The sequence below is a fragment of the Pirellulimonas nuda genome, from assembly GCF_007750855.1.
Classification (GTDB): Bacteria; Planctomycetota; Planctomycetia; order Pirellulales; family Lacipirellulaceae; genus Pirellulimonas; species Pirellulimonas nuda.
This window is the reverse complement of record NZ_CP036291.1, coordinates 5,063,639-5,086,533: the sequence shown is the minus strand read 5'-3', so window position 1 is coordinate 5,086,533 and position 22,895 is coordinate 5,063,639. Positions and strand designations below refer to the sequence as shown.

Sequence of the window (22,895 nt, the reverse complement as noted above, 5' to 3'; positions counted from 1 at the left end):
GCCCTAGACCTAACACCTAACACCTCCCCATCGACCTCTTCCGCAACACCCTCGGCCCCATGCAGTGGGCGGCCATGGCGGCCGTGCCCGCGGTCATCTTTGCGCTCTACTTCCTCAAGCTCAAGCGCGCCCCGGTAGAGGTCCCCAGCACCTACCTGTGGCGCAAGAGCATTGAGGACCTGAGGGTCAACAGCCTGTGGCAACGCCTGCGGCAGAGCCTGCTGCTGTTCTTGCAGTTGCTGCTCGCGCTGCTGGCGATCCTGGCCGTGCTGCGCCCCGGGTGGGAGGGGACCGACCTGTCGGGGCAGCGGTTCATCTTCCTGGTCGACAACTCCGCCAGCATGGGCGCCGCCGATGTTGAGGGCGCCAAGGATCGGCTGGAGGTCGCCAAGCAACAGGTCACCGGGCTGATCGACCAGATGGACCGCGGCATGACCGCCATGCTGGTCAGCTTCGCGGGGGCGCCGCGGGTGGTGCAGGAGTTTACCGACAACACGCGGCTGCTGAAGGAGCGCCTCGCGACGATCGAGCCGACCGACGAGTCGACCGACCTGCTGGGCGCGCTGAAGCTGGCCGACGGGCTGGCGAACCCGGCCCAGCAGGTGGGCGAGGGGACCGACATGACGTTCGACGTCGCCGACGCCCAGGCCGCCACGCTGTTCATTATGAGCGACGGCCGGTTCTCCGACGTGAAGGACTTTCAGCTCGGCAACCTCGAGCCGGTCTACGTGCCCATCGGTTCGACCACGTCGAACAACCTGGCGATCACCGCGCTGAGCACCCGGCGGAACGAGTCGCGTCCCGAAGAGCGGCAGGCGTTCGTGCAGGTGACCAACTTCACAGACGAGCCGCGCAAGGTGATCGTTGAGGTGCAGCTCGACGGCGCCCTGCTGGACGCCCAGAGCCTAGAGGTTCCCGCCGGAGAGGCCCGCGGCGCCCCCTTCCCGTTGGCGGACGCCCCCGCCGGCAGGCTCGAGGCGCGGCTGGCGCCCGAATCGACCAGCGAGATCAAGGACGTGCTGGCGGTGGACAACCGCGCCTACGCGCCGCTGAACGACATGCGTCCCGGGCGGGTGCTGCTGGTCACGCCCGGCAACTTCGTGCTGGAAGCGGCGCTGGCCACCGGGCGAGCGGGGCGGGTGGTGGAGGTCGAGACCGCCTCCCCCGAGGTGCTCAAGCAGAAGAAGCATCAAGACGACGCCCAGGCGGGCCTGTACGACCTGATCGTCTACGACCGCTGCGCGCCCGAAACGATGCCGCGTTGCAACACGCTGATGATCGGCGCCCTGCCGCCGACGGCTGCCTGGCAAGAAGGCCTCGCCGCGGCGCCGGACGAGCAGGCGGACGCCGACGCCGACGCCGACGCCAAACCGGCGGCGCCGGCGCCCAAGACCGCCGCGCTGCCGCAGATTATCGACTGGAGCCGGATCCACCCGCTGATGACTAACGTTGAGCTCGACAACGTCGACATCGTCCAGAGCCTGGTGCTCACCACGCCCCGGGGCGGCGCGACGCTGATCGACTCCACCGCCGGCCCGCTGCTGGTGGCGGCGCCCCGCGAGAGCTACGAAGACGCGGTGCTGGGGTTCGACATCCTCACCACCGACGCCGGGGAGCAGAAGTACAACACCAACTGGCCCAAGGCGCACAGCTTCCCGACCTTCTGGCTGAACGCGTTGAACTACTTCGTCGCCCGTTCGCGCGGCGACGGCTCGGGCTCGGTCCCGCCCGGCGCCACGGTCGAGCTCAGGCCCGCCGGGGTCACCAAGAGCGTGGTGGTGACCAGCCCGGGGGGAGAGACAAAGACACTGACTCGTCTGGCGGACGAGCCCTTCCAGTTCCACGACACCCAGTCGCCGGGCGTGTACGAGGTGGCCGACGGGGGCCGGGTGATCGAGCGGTTCGCCGTAAACCTGTTCGACCGCGCCGAGAGCGACGTCCGCCTGCGACCCGCGTCGCCCGAAGACGAGCAAGACGCCGCCGCCGCGTCGATCCAGATCGGCAACACCGCCGTCGCCGCCGCGGGCCTCGCGCCCCGCCGCAAAGAGCTATGGCCCTGGATCCTGACCGCGGCGCTCGTGCTGCTGCTATTCGAGTGGTACGTCTACAACCGCCGCGTCTACTTCTAGCGGGGGGGGGAGGCGCGGCTAACGCCGCGGGGGCTGGGGGCTCGTTCGCCGCGGCGAACTGGGCCTGCGGCCCGGGGTTGGGGACGCGCAAGCGATGGGGGCACGTCAAGCGGTTGCCCCATCGCTTGAGCGTCCCCCAGCCCCGTCCGCCGTAGGCGGACAGCCGCGGAGCGGCGAACCCCCAGCCCCCGCGGCGCCAGCCGCGCCTCCCCAGTTGCTTTACCTCGGCCGCGTGATGTTGCTAGAATTGGGGCATCTCATTCGACCGGCAAACCTAAACTTTTCTGAGGATCAACGGCATGCACCAAGAATCGAACCAGACCGACCGCCGCAGCTTTCTGGGCGCTTCGGCCGCGGCGGCCGCCGGCGTCGCCGCTGCGTCGCAGCTGAGCATCGCCCGCGCGGCGAAAGTTGCGGGGTCGGACGAGATCCGTATCGGGCTGGTCGGTTGCGGCGGCCGGGGGACCGGGGCGTTGCAGCAGCTCTTCGAGGCCCAGGGCCCGGTGAAGCTGGTCGCGATGGGCGACGCGTTTGAGTACCGCCTCAGCGGCAGCCACAAGCAGCTTACCGCCGCCGCCGGCAAGAAGGCGGACGAGCTGGGCAAGTCTGCCAGCGACCTGATGGACGTGCCGAAGGACCGTCAGTTCATCGGCCTAGACGCCTACAAGCAGGTGATGGACGCAGACTGCCACCTGGTGGTGCTAGCGACCCCCCCGGGGTTCCGTCCCGCCCAGTTCGAGGCCGCGATCGAAGCCGGCAAGCACGTCTTCATGGAGAAGCCCGTAGCCACCGACGCCCCCGGCATCCGCAAGGTGCTAGAGGTGGGCGAGAAGGCGAAGCAGAAGAACCTAGCGGTCGCCGTCGGCCTGCAACGCCACCACGAGCCCAGCTACATCGAGACGATCAAGCGTCTGCAGGACGGCGCCATCGGCGACATCGTGCTGACGCGGGTCTACTGGAACAACGACGGCCTGTGGGTCCGCCCACGGAAGACGGGCCAGACAGAGATGGAGTACCAGACCGACAACTGGTTCTACTTCACCTGGTGCGGCGGCGACAACATCGTTGAGCAGCACATCCACAACATCGACGTCAGCAACTGGCTGATGGGGACCCACCCGGTCGAGGCCAACGGGATGGGGGGCCGCCAGGTCCGCACCAGCAAGGACACCGGCCAGGTGTACGACCACCACTTCGTGGAGTTCACCTACGGCGACACCCCCTACGGCAACGGCGCCACCATGATGAGCCAGTGCCGCCACATCCCGGGCACCTGGAACCAGGTGGGCGAGTTCGCCCACGGCACGAAGGGGACCGCCAACATCGCCCGCGCAATGATCTACGGCGCAGACGGCAAGCCCGCCTGGCGGTACCGCGGCCCCGGCGTCAGCGGCCACCAGCAAGAGCAGCTCGACCTGATCACCAGCCTCCGCAACGGGGATATCCCCAACGAGGTAGAGCAGGGCGCCCACAGCACTATGACCGCCATCATGGGCCGTATGGCCACCTACGGCGGCAAGGTGGTCAAGTGGGACGACGCCCTCAACTCGACCCTCAGCCTGGGCCCCAAGACCCTGGCCTGGGACGCCGAGGCGCCCGTCCAGCCCGACGCCGACGGCCGCTACCCGGTAGCCATCCCCGGAAAAACCGTCGTGCTGTAGCGGGGGTGTGTCCGCCTGCGGCGGACGGGGCTGGGGGACGCGCAGGCGAGTCGGCGGCGATTATCGCTTCCTATCCGCTTGCGCGTCCCCAGCCCCGTCCGCGCCAGCGGACAGCCGCGTAGCGGCGAGCCCCCAGCCCCGGCCGCAAAGCGGCCACACCCCGCTGCGAAGCAGCACGGGCTAAGCTATACTTGCCCCACACGGGGACGTGGCGGAATTGGCAGACGCGCTGGATTTAGGTTCCAGTTCCTTCGGGAGTGCAGGTTCGATTCCTGTCGTCCCCATTACTAGAAAACGACCGCCGACAACCGGGCAGCGGCCCCGGCGGTGTCGTAACATCCTTGCCGCAGATCCTAGAGGACACCCCATGCTGAGAGCTTTTGTATTGGCTGCCGCTGCGTGCGCAGTCCTGGGACTCACCGGCAAGGCGAGCGCCTTCCCGACGTTCTTCAAGGTGTGGATCAACACCTGCCTGGAAGATTGCGACCAGGAGTACAAAGACGTCATCGTGAAAGAGGCCAAGTGCTGGACCTGCCACCAGGGCAAGAGCAAGCACCACCACAACGTGTACGGCATCCACTTCGTCGGCGAGATCGGCAAGGCCGACCAGAAGGACGACGCCAAGATCATCGAGACCATCAAGAAGGTCAACGAGATGCACTCCGACCCGAAAGACGATAAGAGCCCCACCTACGGCGAGATGATCGCCGCGGGCAAGCTCCCCTTCGGCTCGGTGGACGAGGCCAAGGAAGAGCCGAAGGAATCGGAGTCGAACTAACGCTGGGGGTGTGTCCGCCTACGGCGGACGGGGCTCGGGGCTCGTTCGCCGCGGCGAACTGGGCCTTCGGCCCGGGGCTGGGGGACGCGCTGCCGCGTTGCAGCGGCTTTTGCCGTTGGCGTTCGCGGCAGCGCGTCCCCTAGCCCCGTTCGCCGAAGGCGAACAGCCGCGCAGCGGCGAGCCCCCAGCCCCGTCCGCGCAGCGGACACACCCCCGCTAGTCGGCGGGGTCGGCTTGCAGCTCGATCGTTGTGGCGAAGGATTCGCCCGGGGCTAGCACCCGCAGCCCTACCGCTACCCCCTGGCTCTCGAGCCGGTAGGGGTCGGGCACGGACGTGCAGGGCTCGATGCAAACCGCCTCGCCGTGCCCCGGCGTGTACACCACGTAGCACGTGAACTCCTCGCCGCAACGCTGGCTCAGCGTGCGGCCCGTCCGGCGGTCACGCAGGCCGCTCACCCCCTCGGTGAACGGCGCCGCGGCGAACGGGTTGTCAAAGGGACGGCTCTCGAGCCCCACGCCCTGGCGCAAATCGCAGTCGGCGTCCAAGGGGCGCAGCTCGCCGGTCGGCAGCATCCGCCCATCCAGCAGCCACTCGCGGTCGGCCGGCGCAAACAGCTCAACGTCGGCCCGCGAGCCGGCCGATTCCAGCGGCACGCGAAAGTAGGCGTGCGTCCCCAACGCGAACGGCAGGTCCGCCTGCCCCGCGTTTTCGACCTGGATGTCGGTCGTGAGCCTGCCCGCTGCGATACGCATCCGCACGCGGGCCCGGAAATCGCTCGGCCACCGCGGCAGGTCCTCCGGCGCGTCGCGCGAAAGTTGAAACTCGCCGGTCACCTCCGCCGGGAGCGACTCCACCACCCGCCAAGCACGCCGGTGGACGAACCCGTGGATGGCGTTGCCGTGGGCGTCGCTCGGCTCCAGTTGGTAGGTCTTGCCGCCAAACTCGAACTGCGCGGCGTCGATCCGCCCCGGGTGCGGCAACAACAACGGCACGCCGCTGGCCGACGGCCGCCCCGCCCCCGACTCGAACCCGGGCTCGGCCCACAGCACGTCCCAAGGCCCCCGCCCGGTCGGCACGGTCCAGCGAAAGCAGTTCATCCCCCGCCCGGGCGCCACGGTCGCCTCGGCCCCGGTGGCCGGGTCGCAAATCGTAATCAAGTCCATTGAAGCCTCGCCGACAGGGTTAACCACCACGGGGCGCCGATCGCAGGGTCCCCCCGGCCCGGCGTCGGAAGTTCCGAACAATCCGCCGCAAGCGATTGACACTGTAAACGGCGACGGGCTACCATCGCCAGACCTCGGGGCGATTAGCTCAGTTGGTTAGAGCGCCTCGTTTACACCGAGGAAGTCGGGGGTTCGAGTCCCTCATCGCCCACTCTTCACTCCCCCGCGCGCAACGCCGCCCCACGACCGTGCTTGCTGCCAAGCGGCGGATTGCGGCGGCGCCGGCGTGTGCGTGGGAGAGGGGGGCGATCGGCTTGGACCGCCCGCGGAGGGCGCCCGCGGAGGGCGAATGAGGCGCGTTGAGCGTCTGAATCCCGCCGGCATGCGCCCGACGGGTTCTGCTATCAACGAGACGTCGGGCGCCAAACAGCCGACGGTCTAGTCCGGTCTTGGCCGGCCGCTGGATCCGCACGCGTCCACTCCCCACGCTGCCCGCCTGGAGCGCCTCGTGGAGAGTGGTTGCGGCGAATGCTTGGCGGACTAGAAGTCCAACGGCAGCCAATCTTCTCGGACGGTGGTGCTTAAGCCTGCGCCCGGCGCCACCCTTGGCGACGCGCGACGAGGCCCAGTGCGAGCGCCGCCAGCACGATCGACGACGGCTCGGGCACGCTGGCGCCGAGCGCCGCGAAGGCGCCCACGCCGTTGGCCGCGTCATAGTCGGCCTGGAACAGGCGGTAGTCGTCGAAGTCGTTGTCGAGGTCGAAGTCGAGGTCTCCCTTGAGGTAGGCCGCGGTCGCGGACAACCCGGTCAGGCTGGTGTAATTGTTGGCCAGGAAGATCTCCCAGTCCGCGATCGTGAGGCTGCCGTCCGCGTTCAGGTCGCTGCGGCCGATCCCGGCGCCGGTGTACTTCACGAAACCGGCGCCCATCGTGCCGTCGCTCAGCTTGTAATCGAACGTCAGGTCCTGGAAGGGAGACTTCTGGTAGGCCGCGCCCAAGCTGAGCGGTACTCCCGGCGCCAGGTTTCCGGCCGTGCCGGCGCCGGTTTCCGATTCCATCAGCTTCAGTCTGGTGTTGGACTGCTCGGTCCACGACGCGCTCGAGTCATGGATCGACGTCCATCCGGCCGGGTTGAGGCTGCCGGCGGCCGAACTGATGGTGTAGCTGGTCACCTCGAACGCCGAGGCCTCTTCGTTGACAAGCGTGACCCCACCGGTCGCCCGGTCGACAAACAGGGTCGGCGCCTTGGGTGTTCCCGCCAGGGTGGGGCCGGCCGTGTTGCTGCTCTGCACTTGGGCCAAGGTCATCGCGTGATCGTAGACGCGGAACTCGTTGATCGCCGCGTCGAGCAATGGGTTGTTGTTGAACATCGAGCGGCCCAACCAGTTGTTGATGTCGCCCGCCGACTCGAACGCGTCGAGGAAGAGCCCGCCGGTCGCGGGGTCGCCCGGGATAAGTCCGGTCATCTCGAGGGCGCCGTTGATATAGACCTTCGTCGTGCCGTTGGGGCCCGCCGAAAGATCGTCATGGTCGTACGTGACGACCACGTGCTGCTGAACGCCCGGGGGAGAGGGGGCCGGGGCGTCGAGGATGGTCGCGACGGCCGCGGTTTGGTTGAAGCGCGACTGCACCCGCAGCACGTCCATGTTGTTGCCCGAGGGCTCGAGCCCTATGTCGGAGGTGCCGGTTCCGCCGGTGCCCACGGTGGCCGAATCTTCGGCGCCCCCGTTCTGGTTTCCGAAATGGTACACACGGGCGCTGGTGCGGATCGTGTCTACCGTGTACCAAGTCTCGAACGAAACGGCCCCGGCCTGGTTGCCGGCGGTCCCGTCTGGCAACACTACCGCGTCGCGGATCATGTTGTTGGGCAGGTCGACGTAGGCGCCGCGGGCGGTGGACAGGGTATAGTCCTGCCCGGCCGCGATCGCGGAGTTGAAGGCGCCGTTGTTGCCGGTCAGGTTGAGTTGGCCCGCGGCGAAGCGGTTGATCCCTTGCGGATTTACCAAGACGCCGTTGAACGTCGCGCCGCCGATCGAGTCGTTGGCTGTGCCGTCGTTGAACGTGTAGCGGTGGACTTCGACGGCTTGGGCCTGGCCGGCCAGTAGCAGCGGCGCCAAGCAGAACGCCAGGGCCGCGGCCAGCTTCTTTCTGCGGACCGCCAGCAGGGGCGCCGCCAGCAACAGCAAAGCCAGCGAGCCGGGTTCTGGGGTCGCGACGCCGGCGGTTGCTGGGCCGGCGACGTATTCCACCAATCCGTTGATCATGGCGCCCGAAGCCCCTGAGTAGGAGAAGGATAGGTTCATGTCGGCGATGGACGTGTTGTAGGCCTGGCCGAGCGAGAGGCTCTGGCCCGCTTCGATGGAGCTTGCCCCGGCGAGGCGCAGCTCGATTAGCTGCATGGCGTTCGAGCCGCCGGACTCGTCCCAGCCGCTGCCGGGCCCGCCCCCGCCGCCAGACTCGCCAAAGTGCGTCTTCCAGAGTTCGTAGTCGGTCGCGTCGACCGTGCCGCCGTTGCCGTTGCCCCCCAGCAGGTCCCCTTCGGTCTGGCCGAGGTTGTCGCGCCACACGGTGTAGTCGGCGGCGTCTACCGAGCTATCGCCGTTGAAGTCGCCCAGCGCAGAGCCCCCCGCGTCGATCCCTTGGTCGGCCAGGCTGTTCCAACTGGCGTCGTCGGTCTTCAGCCCACCGGCGGCGCTGTCGATCTTGTAGAAGCCCAGCCCGATGGGGTTGAGCGCGACGGTATTGCCATTCTTGATCGAGACGGCGCCGGTCGTGGTGTTCACCACCAGGGTGAGCGGGTCGGGCAGCCCGACAGCCGCCAAGTCCATAATGTCTTGTGCGGAGAGAACTTCGTTGTAGATGCGGATGTCGTCCAGCAGGCCGGTGTAGCGTTGGTTGTCGCCGACGCCCGGCCGGTGCCCAAACTTAAGCTCGCCCCCGGCGAAGGCGTCCTTGGCCAGCGGGGGCGTGTCGGCGACGAGCTGACCATTGACGTAGATCTGCTGCGGGCCGGCGCCGGAGCCGTCCAGGTTTGAGGTCATGGCGACGTGGATCCACTGGTTCTCGACCACAGGGTCGGGGGTCAACGGATAGGCACTCCCGTTTGTATAGAGGTTGTTGCCAAGCTGGCCGGTGTTCTGTTGGATAATGATCTCAAAACCATCGGCCGCTGAAATGACGCGTTTGAAACCCGTCGTTGTGGTGTTGGCGGTGGGATTCATCCAGAAAGCGACGGTTATCTGCTCAAGGCCGGCCGCAGAAAACGCCGGGATCGACACCTCAGAGTTCGGGTTCCCGCCGGTGAACTGGAACGCGTCGCCGATGATTCCCGGCGCCGAGGTAACCGCGGACCCGATCGTGCCGTTGGAGGCGCCGGCGATGTCAACGGCAGTGCCAGTGACCGGGTCTTCATCGAGCGTCCAGTGGTGGACCAGCACCGCCTGCGCAGCGCCTTGAAAGTAGATCAGCAGCGCACAGGCTGCCCCCAGAACCAACAGTGGGTGGCGAGTCGCGGTCGAGCCCATTTTTTTCCCTCGTGATAAGACGGCCTTGTTCCCCGGCCCGTGGTCCGACCTAGGGTCGTTGGGGAATGCCTGGCGTAGAGTGAACAGTTAGTCGAAAAGGAACCTCCGAACCGAGGTTGTAGCCGCCGCTTCTATTGCCCCCGCACAGCAGGCAAGCGAACGCTTCTTCGCCCGCCGGCCGAGGTTGGCCCGGCGAAACTCCCGGTGTGGCATGCCTGTCCTTGAGGCAAGTAGCAACGCCCCGCAAAACGGCGGCCCAAAGCAGGGTCTGACTCACACGACCCGACTAGCGCCGTGGCGGCCCCGACCTGCGCCGTGGAGGATAGGTACGCGATGAAAAGCAGATACGAAAAGTCGTGAGCAGCCCAAACCAGCCGGCGTAACCCGCAAGACCGCACCGACCGGCACCACTGCTGTTTGGTATATTCTCTATTGCTCGCGGAGTCAACTTTTTTCGATCAGAATCCGGCGCCCCCTCGGAAGACCACCCACGCCGGCCGGCGTCCGGCACGCCGTATGGCCCGCTCTCGATCGGTTCTGGTCGCCGGCTTTTTCGTGGTCCGCGTTGCCGGACCCGATTGCTATTGCGCCTGCGAGTGATGGGTCGCGGGGTTTGGGAACGCCCAGGCGTCGTCTTCGGCTTGGTCGGCGGGGCGCTCGATGCAGGAGAAGTCTTTCTCTACCAGCAGCCGCACCGTGCCTGCTTCGGTTGGCTGCTGGACTTCAAAACCCACCTGGTCTCCGTCGGACCAAGCCCGCGCAGCGGCGTCGCCGATGGACACGACGATCCTCCCGTCGCGGTAGTCGGCCCGCGGAGCGCCGGCCGTGTCTTGCGTCAGCTCGACCGCGTAGGTGAACTGCTGGGCCGGGGTCGGGCCGAACGCCAGCCGGCTCTCGATCTGGCCCCCGGCCAATAGTTCCGCCAGGTCTTTGCGGTCGAGCCGGACCCGGAGAGAGTTGTCCTTGATCCGCAGCTTCATCGGAGGGTTCCTCGTGTACGCATCGGCTACTGGCCAATCCACCGCTTGCCGGTCGGCCAGACGCCCTCGATAACGGAGGGTCCTGGAGCGGACCGGTTGGCGCCGGGCAGACGCCTAGCGACCCCGCCGGCGCCCACTCCGCCAACATAGTGTTTCTCACCGCGACAGGTAGCCGCCCATGTTGCCGCTGTACATCCTGGTCGGGGGCGCCAGCAGTCGTTTCGGCGTCGACAAGGCCTCGTTCCCGGTCGATGGCCGGCCGTGGGCGGAGCACGTCGCGTCGCGGCTGTCCTCCCCGGGTGCCCCCTCGCGGCTGGGCACCCCGGGGGCCCCCTCGGGGCAGTACACCTTGGTAGGCAGGCTCATGCACCCCGATGCGCTCCCCGGGGCCCATTGCATCGCCGATGCAGCGGAGGGGGAGGGGCCGCTAACCGGGGTTCTCGCCGCGCTCGACCACCAGCGGCGGTCGCATGGGGAAGGGTTGGTAGCGGTCGCCTCGTGCGACCTGGTTCGCCCCGAGCCCCAGTGGCTGGCGCCCCTGGCCGCGGCCCACTGGGCCGAGCCGGAGCTCGAAGCCGCTGCGTACCAGGCCGCCGGGCGGTGGCAGCCCTTCCCCTGCGTAGCGCACACGCGGTGGACCCAGACGCTGCGTCGGCTGCTCGCCGAGGGGGTGCGGTCGTGGCAGCAGGCGCTGGCCGCATCGCGCGCGCACGCCGAGCCGTGGACCGGACCCGCGGACGGCCCACCCCAGGCCAACACGCCGGCAGAGCTGCGGCTCCGCCTGTCCCCCTAGCAACCAACTAGGCGGTCCGGGCGCCGCGGCGTGGTACATTCGCCACGGCTTGCTGCCCTCGGCCGCGGCTCGCGATCGCTGCCCACTGCCCCCAGGAGTACCGCCATGGAAATCACCCGAGCAGCGTCTCGACCCTCCAAACAGGGCCCCGAAGCATGGTTCACGGGCACGGTCCAGATCGAGCCGTTGCTCGAGGCGCCCGAGCCGGCACGCGTGGTCGTTCTTAGCGTCAGCTTCGAGCCGGGCGCCCGCACGGCGTGGCACACGCACCCCTTGGGGCAGACGTTGGTGGTGACCGCGGGGGGTGGCTGGGTCCAGCGAGAAGGGGGGCCGGTCGAAGAGATCGGGCCCGGCGACGTGGTATGGATCCCGCCGGGAGAAAAGCACTGGCACGGGGCGACCCCAACCACCGCAATGACGCACACCGCGATCCAAGAGACGCTCGGCGGCAGCCGCGCCGACTGGTTGGAGAAGGTGAGCGACCAGCAGTACCGCTCCGAGTAGGCGCGCGGGGGCTGCCGGACGGCCCCGCCTGCGCCCCCGGCAAACGCGCCCCAAGATGGCGGGCGGATTTTGCTCGCAAATAGCCACCCGACGCCGGACAATGCGCTCCCGGGACTGGGCGCTCCCGGGACCGGGCGATCGACTGCTGCCCCCGCCGCGAGGTTGGGAGGTCGTGGGCTTGCGCGCCCATTTTCTGGCCAAGCGAGGGGTTTTGCTGTTGTCGCGGGGGGGGCGAGGGGTTTTGTCCGCTAGGTGTCCGCTGGAACACGCATCAGGGGAGCAGGATCAGATGAACACGCGGCGCGACACGCGAGAAGCCGAGCAAAAAGCGGGGTTCGCCGCCGGGGGGGTGGGGTTTTGTCCGATTTTCGATTCTGCCAGAGGGGGACAGAACGGACAAAACTCTGGCGGGGCAATTCCCGCGGCAGCCGACGCTGCGGACCACCCAGGGCGGCGGGGCGGCCCCGCGACCACGCGCCTCACTACGCCGGCGGCCAGTACGCGGGGAGCGGCGCCTCGAGCCGCACCGACTCGTCACGCATTGGGTGGCGGAAGCCGAGCTCGCGGGCGTGCAACGCGATGGCGCGCTCGCGCGGCTCGTCGGTCACCGGTCCGAACGCGGTTTGCGACCCGTACTGGGCGTCCCCCAACACCGGCACGCCCCGCGCGGCGGACTGCACGCGGATCTGGTGCGTGCGCCCCGTCTCGAGCTCGATCTCGAGCCACGTGCAGCCCTCACGCCGCTCGCGTACGCGGTAGTGCAGCACCGCGAGCTTCCCGCGGGGGTCCCCCTCGGGCACCACGATCGATTGTGCCATGCCGTGGCGCTTGTGCAGGTAGTCCGTCCACGTCCCCTCGTCGCTGTCGACCCGGCCCTCGACGAGCGCCCAATAGACCTTGGAGACCGTCCGTTGCTCGAACTGCTTGGCCAACCGCTGAGCGGCCCGCACGTGGCGGGCGAACAGGATGGCGCCAGAGACGGGGCGGTCCAACCGGTGGACGATCCCCAGGTAGATGTCTCCCTCGATCGCTTCGCGCTGCTTGTAGAACTCGCGGACCTGCACTTCGAGGCTGTCGATCCCCCGCGGCGCTTGCGTCAGCACGCCCGGCGGCTTGTTCAGCACCAGGCAGGGGCCGTCATCGTAGAGGATTTCGAGCATCAAGACCTTTAGCGGAGCTACCCGTATTGCGAGAGTTTCCGTTCCAACAGCCAAGGAGCATAGCGGTTGAGCGCGAGGAAGGCTTTCGCCCGCCAGCCGGCGGCAAGGTGGTGTTTGCGGCAGGCGACCGCGTGGACGACCTGCTGCGCGACAAACTCGGCGGTGGTCCCCCGCTGCTTGCCCCAAGGCGCCTCGCCCCGGCCGGCGACCAGGTTCTGAAGGAAGCCGGATTCGGTGCTGGCCGGGGAAACGTCCAGCAGCGCCACGCCGCGGAGGGCCAGCTCAGGGCGGATCGCCTCGCCCCAGCCTCGCAGGGCGAACTTGCTGGAGCAGTACTCGGCGTCCTGCGGCACGCCGCGCCAGCCGAGGATCGAGCCGATGTTGACGACGACGGGGTCGAGCCCTTGCTGCAGCAGCGGCATCGCCTCGCGCGTGAGTTGGGCGACGGCGAAGAAGTTGACCTCCATTAGGTGCCGGAGCCGATCTGCGGGTGCGTCGAGCCAGCGCCCGTGGGCGCCTACGCCGGCGTTGTTCACCAGCAGGTCGAGCCCGCCCAGGCCGTCTGCTGCCGCGTCGATGGCGCGCTGGCGGTCGGCCGGCTGGGTGACGTCGCCCACGACTTCGACGCACTTGGCGCCGGCGCCGCGCACCAACTCGGCGGTCTCGTGCAGCGGGTCGCAGCGGCGGGCCAGCAGCACGCAGCACGCCCCCCGCTGGGCGAGCTCAACAGCGATCGCCCGACCGATGCCCCCCGACGCGCCGGTGACAAGCGCGCGTTTGCCCGCGATGGTCCGGCGGCGACTCAAGCGACGTCGTCCACGGTTTGATCGTCCAACGCTTGGGTGTCCGAGGGCCGGTCTCCCCCGGCGGCGGCGTCTGGCTGCGGCCGCGGGGCGCCGGGTCGATCGGCCCGCTCGCAGACCTCGGCCCCCGAGAGCCGGCCGAGGTAGGCCCGTGGGATGCGGCAATGGACGATCGCCCGTTCGCCGTCGTACGTGCGGCTGAGGACCTCGCCGTAGCGGCTGAGGTAGTCCATCGTTTTGCCGTCGGAGACGGGGAAGGAGATATCCGCATCAACGAAATGCTCACTCAGCGCGTCGCTAACGGCAATCGCAAGCGCATCGAGCCCGGCGCCGGTCTTCGAGCTGATGGCCACCGCGCCGGGGTAGCGGTCTTGCAGCATCGCGATCTGGTTGGGGTCCTCGACGCGGTCCGACTTGTTCAGCACCAGCAGGCAGTTTTTTTCTTCGATGCCGATCTCCTTGAGCACCTCGAAGACGGCGCGGACCTGGTCGAGCGCCGCGGGGCTGCTGGCGTCGGCGACGTGCAGCAGCAGGTCGGCTTGGTGGGCCTCCTCGAGGGTGGCGCGGAAGCTGGCGATCAGTTTGTGCGGCAGGTTGCGGATGAAACCCACCGTGTCGCTCAGCAGCACCGGCCCCCAGCCGGGGAGCCGCCAGCGGCGGGTGCGGGTGTCGAGCGTGGCGAACAGCTTGTCGGCGGCCAGCACGTCGGCGTCGGTCAGACGGTTCAGCAGCGTGCTCTTGCCGGCGTTGGTGTACCCCACCAGCGAGACGGTCATGCGGTCGCTGCGGCCCTCGACCTCGCGTTGCTTGCGGTGGTGGATCTTCTCCAGCTCGCCGCGCAGGTCGACGATCCGCTTCTCCACCAACCGGCGGTCGGTTTCCAGTTGCTTCTCGCCCGGGCCGCGCATGCCGACCCCCATCTTCAGACGCGAAAGGTGCGTCCACATCCGCTTCAGGCGGGGCAGCGCGTACTCCAACTGGGCCAGCTCCACGGCGAGCCGCGCCTCGTGCGTCCGGGCGCGGGTGGAGAAGATGTCGAGGATCAGCTCGGTGCGGTCGAGCACCTTGACCTTGAGCGCTTGCTCCAGGTTGCGGACCTGCGCCGGGGAGAGGTTGTTGTCGAAGACCACGACATCGGCCTCGGTCGCCTCGACCAGCATTTGCAGCTCTTCGAGCTTGCCGCTGCCGAGGTAGGTGGTGATGTCTGGCTTGTCCCGACGCTGGGTGAGCAGGCCCACCACGCTGGCGCCCGCAGACTCGACCAGTCCGGTGAGTTCTTCGAGGGGGTGCTCCTCGTCGTAATCGCTGTAGGAGCGATCGGCGTGACGCTGGCCGGCGTGGCCGTGGTCGCTCGAGAGCTGGACGCCCACCAACACGGCGGACTCGCTGGCGACCGATTGTTTGCGATCAAGTTCCATGAGGCGGGGCGGGATCCTCCGTTCTGGTGGCGAAACGAGACAGCTCCCAGTATAGGCGACCGGGCCAGTCGGGCGAGCGCAAAACAAGCCCGAACGACGCGACCCCCGTACCGACTAGCCGACGGGCTCCCGCCCGTCGAGGCGGCTCGATGGACTCGGCGATTCGGCCGATCGGCGACGGGGCGGCGCCCGTCGGCCGGCGGCCGCAGGACGCTCGGTCCGAGGAGCAGGGTGAAAAAAAGCAAACCGCCCACAGCCGGCGGACCGGCGTGGGCGGTTAACCTCCCCCGAATTGTACGTTTCGGCCCGCTACCAGATGTACTCGATGCCGAAGCTGGCGCCGTTGTAGACGGCGCTGCCCTGGTTCGACACCGCGGTGCTGCCGGCCAGCAGTTGGTTCTGGAACGTGAAGTTGTCCGCGGCGAGCGCCAGGGAGTTCATCACCAGCACGTCGTAGCTCGCCTTGAGGCTCACGCTGGGGAACAGGTCGGCCACCATCATCACGCGGAAGTCTCCGATGAAGGCGACCACGTCGTCGTTGATGGGCGTCATCCCCGCAAAGAAGTTGTTCTGCGACGCGGCGTAGTCGATCGTGTAGTGGTTGCCGTAGAGACCAACCTTGGCCTCGCCGCCGATACGCAGGCCCTGCCGGATGGTGACCCACCCGTCACCGCCAACTTGGGCGCCGGCCAGATTGTTGTCCGTGACCACCAGGAACTCCGCCGAGGCCGGGGTCGCGGGGGCGACGGGCCGGCTCCCCTGAGACTGGAACCCGTACCGTTCGTTCAGCTTAGTAAAGCGGAAGCCCCACAGCAGCGTGCCGGTGACCCGGGGGCTGTACCCCACCCAGTAGCGCCGGTAGCTGATCTCGGCGGTTTGCAGCTCCGCATCGTAGTAAACGCGGTGTTCCAGTGCACGGTCGGTGCCGTCGAACTGGGGGTTGGCGTCCAAATCGGCTGGGTTCGTGCCGAAGGCGGTGAATGGCGTGTAGAGGTCGCCCGTGCCGTTTTCATCGCGGACCGAGGCGCTGCCGTCCATGTCGAACAGGCCGGTGTAGGCCACCTCGACAAAGCTCAGGGCGCCCACGTCGTACCGGCCGGTCAGACGGAAGCCCGACTCCATGTTCGGATTGCCGTCTCCCGAGGTGAGAACGATAGGTCCGCCAAGGTTGTCCTGGGAGATGGGGGTCGACGAGTTGCCAACCGAGGTGCGTTGCATCAGCACCCACTCCACCGCGAAGTCGAAGTAGTGGGGCCCGCACTGTTCGGTGTTCAGATTCATGCCGCCGCCGAAGGCGTCCATCATCTGATCGGTCGCAGGGAAGCGGGCGCCGTTCGACATGCCGTCGCACCCGCCACCGCCGCCGTAGCCGCTTCCGTCGCAGTAGCCGCCGCCGCCGTCGTAGCACCCACCGTTGGGGCACCCTCCGGTGGGGCAGCCCCCGTAACCCTGCGAGTAGGGGTCCGCGACGCCGCCGTATCCGGCAGGCACAACGGCCGGGTTGCCATGGGCGTCGACCCAGGGGTTTTGGTCCGCGGAGCGAAACAGCATCGCTTGGCTAGCGCGGCGGGTTGGCGCCTGAGCCGATGCGTCGGCCGTCCAGAGTACGAGCGTCGCGCAGCATGCAGCCGCGCAGCGGTAGAGCGTCATGACTATCCCCCCCAGAATATCGATCCATCCCGGCGCCGGTGGCCCCAACTCCCAGCAGGGGCCATCGCGCACTCCGCACGTTCCGGCGCTAACGGCCGGTCGCTCGCTAGAAATATCGGAGCGATACGATCGGCAGAATCAGTCGTTCCGTCATAAGCGTCAAAGTTTTCGGCCGATCGCCTTCGAGTGCGGCGTGGCTCGGTTACTACGTCCGCGATTCGTCCGGCCAACGTATTTGCCGAAAAATCGGCGAAAAAACTCCGCAATCGCGGTCCGGCTGAACCAGGGCAGGGTTTGGTTCGAGAGCCGCGGCGCCCCCCGGGCGTCATTTTTTCGAGACGAAGAGAGATTTTGCGTGACACGGGGGCGTTAAAAACGGCCCAAGTCTTGCAGACCAAACTGTTTGACCGATTTTTTCCCTGCAATTACGATCAGTTGAGTGGCGTTCACGCGATCCGTCGCCGCCCCGTTGCCCATCGAACCACTGTTTTATTCCCGCCCCACCCGGGGGCGCGTCGTGGGTCGGACCCACGACTCCCTCACGTTTGGAACAAACTTGGCCGCCCGTTCAAAGCGGGCGGTCACTAAGGCACTCCCATGTCGAAGAAGCGTCATCGCTCCAGTCGCTCGCAGAGTCTCTTCGGAGCCCTCACCAGCTTCGCACGACCCCACGCGCAAAGCGCCGGAGCGAAACCGCGCGGCCGCGCCGCGCGTTCGTTCGAGCGCCTCGAAGACCGCCACGTGATGTCGGCCGCCTCGTTGCTGCCGAACGATCCGTACCTGCTCGACTACCAGTGGCACATCGTCAACACGGGGCAAGAAATCGGCGACCGGACGCTGCAAGACATCTTCGGCACACCCGGCGAGGACGCTAACGTGCTGCCCGCATGGCTGGGGGGCGGATACACCGGTCGTGGCGTGGTGATCGCGATTGTTGACAATGGCATCCAGCTCAACCACCCCGACCTCGCCGCCAACATCAGCCAGTTCCTGGGCGCCGGCATCGACGCAAACGGCGACTTGGTCGGGATCGATATCGATCCGCTGATCGGCAACGTCGTGCTCTTCGATCCCGCAACCGGCACGGTGGCGCTCGACCCCAACACCGGGCTCCCCTACACGAACGCGGGCCGTGGCACCGCGGTCGCCGGCATTGCCGGAGCGGTCGGGAACAACGGCGAGGGGATCGCCGGCATCGCGTACAACTCAACGCTGGTGCCGATCCGCGTCTTTGGGTTCGACCCCGAGGGGGCGCCGAGCGACGAGGTGATCCGCGACGCCATCCGCTACGGAATCGTCGGCGACCCAACCACCGGCGCCGCCCCGATCGACATCTACATCCACACCTGGCGGGGGGGCGACAACGACCGCCTCACCTCGGGCCCCAACGACGTGCCCGGCTCGAACCAGCCGACCGACGTCCTTGAGGCACTTCGTGACTCCGTCCTCTATGGCCGCAACGGCCTGGGCGCCATCCACGTGATTGAGTCGGGCAACGGCGCCAACCCCAACCCGGCCGGCGACATCGGCATCAACGGCGTCTGGGACTTCGGCGGCTACGACGGCTACGTAAACTCGCGCTACACGATCGGCGTGACGGGCGTTGATCACGACGGTTTCTACAATAACTTCGATGGAACCTTCACGTCCTACCCCGAGGCGGGCGCCGGCGTGCTGGTCGCGGGTCAGACCGGGTCCGGCCCGCTCCCCATCATCGGCGAGCCCGAGGTCGGTAGCGGCATCTGGACGACCGACCTAGTCGCCAGCATTGACGATCCGAATCGGTTCGACCTGGAAGGCTACAACCTCCCCGCCGACCCGTTCACCGGTCTGGAGTTCGACGGCGACAATTTCTTGGACTTCGCCTACACGTCTCGCTTCCGCGGCACTGAGGCTTCCGCCTCGGTCGTAGGGGGCGTGATCGCGCTGATGCTGGAAGCAGAACCCAACCTCAGCTACCGCGACATCCAAGAAATCCTGGTCCGCTCCTCGCGGCAGACCGCCGCGTTTGATGGACCGTCCCAAGGCGGAGAAGCGATCGGTCCGCTGAAGAACCTGTGGATCACCAACCGCAACGAACTGTTTCATGTGCCAGAGTTTGTGGCCACTACGTACGCGATCGGCGACTTGTTCTTCGACTACTACGAAGACACCCCCGACCCGCCTCCCCCCGGGCTCGTGACCGAAGGGCTCTTCGCCAATGGCGCCGGGGTGTTGTTCCATCCGCTGATGAATCCGGGGGGGGGATTTCTGGGAGGTGGCGAGGCCGATCCCGACCTCTACGCCAACGGGGCTGGCTACACGGTATCCCAGGGCCGCGGGGTCCTCGACAGCGAGATTGGTTTCGGGCACGGCGTGATTGACGCAGGACTAGCCGTCAAGCTTGCCGAGCAGTGGTTGCAGGGAAGCGTGAACCAAAGCCGCGGCACGCAGCTAAACGAAAAGACATTCACAACGTTCGACCTTCCGCCGTTCGCGAACGCCTTGAACGCCGCGGTGGTGGCGGGCGAGAACGCTCCCGCCCCTTTGGGGGGACTCCCCGACTTGATCGTTCCGGGCGTGACTGGCTCGGGAGACAACCAAGCCTTCTACGACGAGTACTATCAGCGGGTGGTGCAGGGCGTTGATGCTGACGGTGCGCCCATGGGGCAGCCGACCGGGCCGTTCACGCCCGCGCCCAACCCGATCCGCACCGGATCGCAGTTCACGGAGTTTTCGGTCCCTTCCCCGAACACACAGCAGGTAGAGTGGGTCGAGCTGCAGATAGAGATTGGCGGGGCGGGCGCCCAGAACATCGAAAACCTGCGCGTCACGCTCATCTCGCCGGACGGCGTTCATAGCGAGTTGAACCACTACTTCGACGCGCGGACGTCGTTCGATCCGAACGATGTGCCCCAGTTCGAGTTCGGAAGCGCTAACCTCCGAGGGGAGCCCGATCTAGACATCGATCCTGACGGTGGAAACTTCGTCTTCACGTTCTCGTCGAACCGGCATTGGGGCGAGCGCTCCGACGACAAGCTGTCTTACGATCCAGCAACCGGCATGCCGTATGTGCAGCGCGGCTTTGTGGCGGGCAACGACTTGTTCCCGGGCACCGGCGTAACAGTCTTCAGCGATACGCCAACGACTCGCGGCTGGCGGGTGCAGATCGAGAACTTCGGCGATACCAACTTGGCGCTTGTCGCTTCGGAGCTGACTTGGCACGGCGGCGACCGCAGCCTCGCGGACCGCACCTTCACCGTGAATGGCCAACAGTACGGCCTGTACGACGCGGCGGTCACCGAAGACCAGGACGGCGACACGAAGATCACGCTCGGCGACACGTTCCGCATCCAAGGCTTCGTCGGCCAGGACCAGCGCGTCGATCACGACCTCAACCCCGCCACGCCAGCCCGCCAGGATGGCTTGTTTAGCTACGATCGCTGGCTTCAGACATACGCGGATTCAAACGACGGTCTGATCAAGCCCGATGGGCGGTACGACCGACTAGGGGAGGTCGAACGCCTCCTCGACCAAAGCTTCGGCGAATCGCAGCCAGGCGCTAACAACGGCGTCAGGCCAGAGAACTTCCTCGAAAACGTCTCCGTGGAGGTCTATCTGCAAGTCACTGGCACGGACGGGAATACTGACGAAATCCTCGTCGATCGATTCCTCACCGGCGACGACGGCAACTACTATTTCGACGTCCCCCTGCTACGCACCGCGTCCGACATAGGCAACCTCGCCAACGCAGACATCGTGGACTACCGCTACGTCGTGCGGCTGGCCGGCGACGCCGCGACCAATGCCATGAACCCGGGCGACGACCTGCTAGACGCCGCGGGGGCGGTGATCGGCCAAGCCCCCACCACGCCGGCTGACTTCCTCGATAAGTACCGCAGCGAATGGGTGATCTCCGAAGACTGGTTCAATGTGTGGAACCGCACCCGTTTGGTTGAGGTGATGGACACGGAACTGCTCCCGATCGAAGGGGTGAATCCCTTTGGCAGCTTCCACCAAGAGTTCCAGTTTGTCGATTCCACCGGCGCGCTGGTTGTGCCGCCTCCGCTCTTCGCCGGCGATTTTGCCGTGTTCGACCCCAAGATCCACTACGACATCCAGTATGACCCCCTTACCGAGGCGCCGGTCTCGTTCGTGGACTTTGGCGGGCTCGGTCAAACCTACCGGGACCACGTCCGCGGAATCAACTTCTTGGTCCGGGCCGAGGCGCCCACCGCGACGTTCGAGGGCAATGTCTACAGCGACGTCATGGCCAACGGCGTCCTCGATGTCCCTCAGGACACGGCGCTTGAAGGGATCCGCATCTACGTCGATATGAATGGAAACGGCTTCCGCGATGGCGCCGAGCCCTTTGCTGAGTCCGACGCCACGGGCGCTTACGCGATCACCGACGTCCCGCTGCCGAGCGGCAGCTTCAGCTTCTTCAACTTGGCGGTGGACCCCGCTTCGCTCCCCTCGGGCTGGACCGTTACCAACCCGGTGGGCGGCAGCATCGCCATCCCGGTCGTGAACGGCGTCGATCCGTTGCCGCAAGACTTCCTGATTGCCCCCCCGCTGACCGACCCGTCGGTCGTGGGTACCGTGTCTGGCGTGGTCTACAACGACCTGAATGGCAACGGCCTCCGCGATAACGGCGAGCCAGGGCTCGCTGGTTTCAAGGTGTTCGTAGAAGTTGGCGCCCCGAACGGAGTCGCTGATCCCGGAGAGCCATTTGCTATCTCTGCGGCAAACGGCAGCTACACGATCCAGGGCGTTGGGGCCGGACAGCAGGTTGTCCGAGCCGAACCCTTGGCTCCATTTGCGCAGACCGACCCCGCGAACAACGGGTCTCGCCTGGTGAACGTTCCGCGGGCCGGCTCGATCGGCGGCACGCTCTTTGGGTTCCGGGCGCCGGAGTTATTGGGGACCGCGTCCGGGATCGTGTTCAATGACGCCAACGGCGACGGAGTGCGGGGCGGCTCAGAGGTGGGGCAATCGGGCGTGGTGGTCTTTGTCGATGTCGATAGCAATCAGCAGTTCGATCCCGCGACGGAGCCCTCGGCAACTACCGACGCCAATGGCCAGTTTACGTTCACCAACCTCCCGGTGGGACTCGTCGACCTCCGCGTCGCGCTGGGCGCCTCGCTGATCCAGACCGCGCCCAGCCAGGGCGGAGCTTTCACGGTCGATGTGCAGTCCGGCTCGCCGGTAACGGGCGTGCAGTTTGGCGTGGCCGACGCGTTGGCGTTCTCTCGCGACTTCGGCGACCTGGGTCTTGGCTACCCGACGCTGTTGTCGGAGAACGGCGCCTGGCACGTCGTGGTGTCCGGCTACTACCTGGGCGCCGGCGTGACCGCCGAAACCGACGGCAAGCTGCCGCCGCTGGAAGACGACGACGACGGAGTGACGCTGCTTGGGGCCGACGACCGACTCACCCCCGGAACGGTTGAACGCTTCCACGTTACCGGCAAGGGCAACGGCGCGGTGCTGAACGTCTGGATCGACTTCAACGCCGACCGCGTGTTCGACGCGAGCGAGCACGTGATTGTGAACCTCGACCCACCCTCGTCCTCTTCGCTCGACCTGTTCGACATCACGATCGACGTCGCAATCCCGGCCTCCGCGCGTACGACGCCCCTGGGCGCCATTTTCCGCTGGGGCCCGGAACAGCTAGGACCGACGGGAGGGGCGTTTATCGGAGAGGTAGAAACCTATCTCTACAACACCTCGATTCCGATCGTGCCGCTCGCCCTTTCGATGGGCGATTACGACGGCAGCGGCTGGGTCGACCAGGGCGACCTCGCAATGTGGCGTTCCTCGTTCGGCACGCAGGGCGACCTGAGCGCGGACGGCAACGGCGACGGGTATGTTGACCTGGCCGACTACACCGTGTGGCGAGACCACTACGGCATGCAGGTGCCGGCGGTGGCCGCAACGCAGGACGAGCCCTTGGGCGATCCCGAGCTGCTCTACTACGCTTCCTTCGGGGACGGCGGATGGACCGTTTCGGCGCCTGCGGCTTCGCTAGCGGCGCCAGCTACCGGTGCGGCCGCGGCGTTCTTCTTGGTCGAAGAGGACGATGCGCCTCAAGCTACGGCGTTGCAGGAGCTCGCGGCTTCGCCCGCCGACGACGACCAGCGGGACCTCGCACTCGAGTTGCTCGCCGCCCCTGCCGACGGCAATTCTTCTGACAGCGACCTGCCTCAACTCGAGGACGACTCGGACGAAGAGGCGTCGACAGACGCGTGGGCGTTGGCGTTCGAGGAACTGCTGTTGGCCTGAGTCGCCCAGTCAGCATAGAAGGCTATCCTGGTTCATGCTTCAGACGGGGCCGGCGCATATGCGTCGGCCC

Annotated in this window: 13 protein-coding genes and 2 tRNA genes; 8 read left to right on the top strand and 7 right to left on the bottom strand. The window is 67.1% G+C overall.

The genetic code is table 11. The features are described 5' to 3' along the window. Positions 1-59: 59 nt before the first annotated feature. The 4 genes from Pla175_RS19740 (at position 60) to Pla175_RS19725 (ending at position 4,568) form a co-directional block, all read left to right on the top strand. The gene (locus Pla175_RS19740) at positions 60-2,129 is read left to right on the top strand and encodes a vWA domain-containing protein (RefSeq protein ID WP_145289410.1); all 2,070 of its coding nucleotides are present in this window, start codon (positions 60-62) and stop codon (positions 2,127-2,129) included. Positions 2,130-2,428: 299 nt separating this feature from the next. Next, positions 2,429-3,790, top strand: a complete 1,362-nt coding sequence (locus Pla175_RS19735) for a Gfo/Idh/MocA family protein (protein ID WP_145289407.1) — start codon at positions 2,429-2,431, stop codon at positions 3,788-3,790. A 202-nt stretch (positions 3,791-3,992) separates the two neighbouring features. Continuing rightward, positions 3,993-4,074: transfer RNA gene (locus Pla175_RS19730), tRNA-Leu, on the top strand. An 83-nt stretch (positions 4,075-4,157) separates the two neighbouring features. Then, entirely contained in the window at positions 4,158-4,568 is a 411-nt protein-coding gene (locus Pla175_RS19725; protein WP_145289404.1) for a hypothetical protein, read from the top strand. Positions 4,569-4,784: 216 nt separating this feature from the next. Here Pla175_RS19725 and Pla175_RS19720 read toward each other — a convergent pair whose 3' ends face one another. Next, complete coding sequence (locus Pla175_RS19720; protein ID WP_145289400.1) at positions 4,785-5,732, bottom strand: aldose 1-epimerase; 948 nt, start codon at positions 5,730-5,732, stop codon at positions 4,785-4,787. A gap of 137 nt (positions 5,733-5,869) precedes the next feature. Here Pla175_RS19720 and Pla175_RS19715 point away from each other — a divergent pair. Continuing rightward, a tRNA-Val gene (locus Pla175_RS19715) sits at positions 5,870-5,943 on the top strand. A 370-nt stretch (positions 5,944-6,313) separates the two neighbouring features. Here Pla175_RS19715 and Pla175_RS19710 read toward each other — a convergent pair. Beyond that, positions 6,314-9,256: a LamG domain-containing protein gene (locus tag Pla175_RS19710; RefSeq protein ID WP_145289397.1), complete on the bottom strand. Its 2,943-nt coding sequence runs from the start codon at positions 9,254-9,256 to the stop codon at positions 6,314-6,316. A gap of 581 nt (positions 9,257-9,837) precedes the next feature. Continuing rightward, the gene (locus tag Pla175_RS19705; protein WP_145289392.1) at positions 9,838-10,236 is read right to left on the bottom strand and encodes a DUF7009 family protein; all 399 of its coding nucleotides are present in this window, start codon (positions 10,234-10,236) and stop codon (positions 9,838-9,840) included. A gap of 178 nt (positions 10,237-10,414) precedes the next feature. On the opposite strand from Pla175_RS19705, the gene mobA reads away from it, so the two are divergent. Further along, on the top strand, positions 10,415-11,029 hold the full coding sequence (gene mobA, locus Pla175_RS19700) for a molybdenum cofactor guanylyltransferase (protein WP_145289389.1): 615 nt from the start codon (positions 10,415-10,417) through the stop codon (positions 11,027-11,029). Positions 11,030-11,134: 105 nt separating this feature from the next. Continuing rightward, positions 11,135-11,533: a (R)-mandelonitrile lyase gene (locus Pla175_RS19695; RefSeq protein ID WP_145289385.1), complete on the top strand. Its 399-nt coding sequence runs from the start codon at positions 11,135-11,137 to the stop codon at positions 11,531-11,533. Positions 11,534-12,015: 482 nt separating this feature from the next. On the opposite strand, the gene Pla175_RS19690 is transcribed toward Pla175_RS19695, so the two are convergent. The 4 genes from Pla175_RS19690 to Pla175_RS19675 all read right to left on the bottom strand — a co-directional run bounded on the left by Pla175_RS19690 (position 12,016) and on the right by Pla175_RS19675 (position 16,465). Further along, positions 12,016-12,693: an RluA family pseudouridine synthase gene (locus Pla175_RS19690; protein WP_145289381.1), complete on the bottom strand. Its 678-nt coding sequence runs from the start codon at positions 12,691-12,693 to the stop codon at positions 12,016-12,018. A 17-nt stretch (positions 12,694-12,710) separates the two neighbouring features. Next, positions 12,711-13,499 (bottom strand): SDR family NAD(P)-dependent oxidoreductase, encoded by a 789-nt coding sequence (locus tag Pla175_RS19685; protein ID WP_197527008.1) that lies wholly within the window; start codon positions 13,497-13,499, stop codon positions 12,711-12,713. Further along, on the bottom strand, positions 13,496-14,914 hold the full coding sequence (gene hflX, locus Pla175_RS19680) for a GTPase HflX (RefSeq protein WP_145289375.1): 1,419 nt from the start codon (positions 14,912-14,914) through the stop codon (positions 13,496-13,498). Before hflX ends, Pla175_RS19685 begins: the two co-directional genes overlap by 4 nt. 309 nt (positions 14,915-15,223) lie before the next feature. Next, positions 15,224-16,465, bottom strand: coding sequence for a hypothetical protein (locus tag Pla175_RS19675; RefSeq protein ID WP_145289372.1), 1,242 nt, complete (start codon positions 16,463-16,465; stop codon positions 15,224-15,226). 843 nt (positions 16,466-17,308) lie between these two features. On the opposite strand from Pla175_RS19675, the gene Pla175_RS19670 reads away from it, so the two are divergent. Then, a complete protein-coding gene (locus Pla175_RS19670; RefSeq protein ID WP_197527007.1) occupies positions 17,309-22,825 on the top strand; it encodes a S8 family serine peptidase in 5,517 nt (1,838 codons plus the stop codon). The last annotated feature ends 70 nt before the right edge of the window (positions 22,826-22,895 follow it).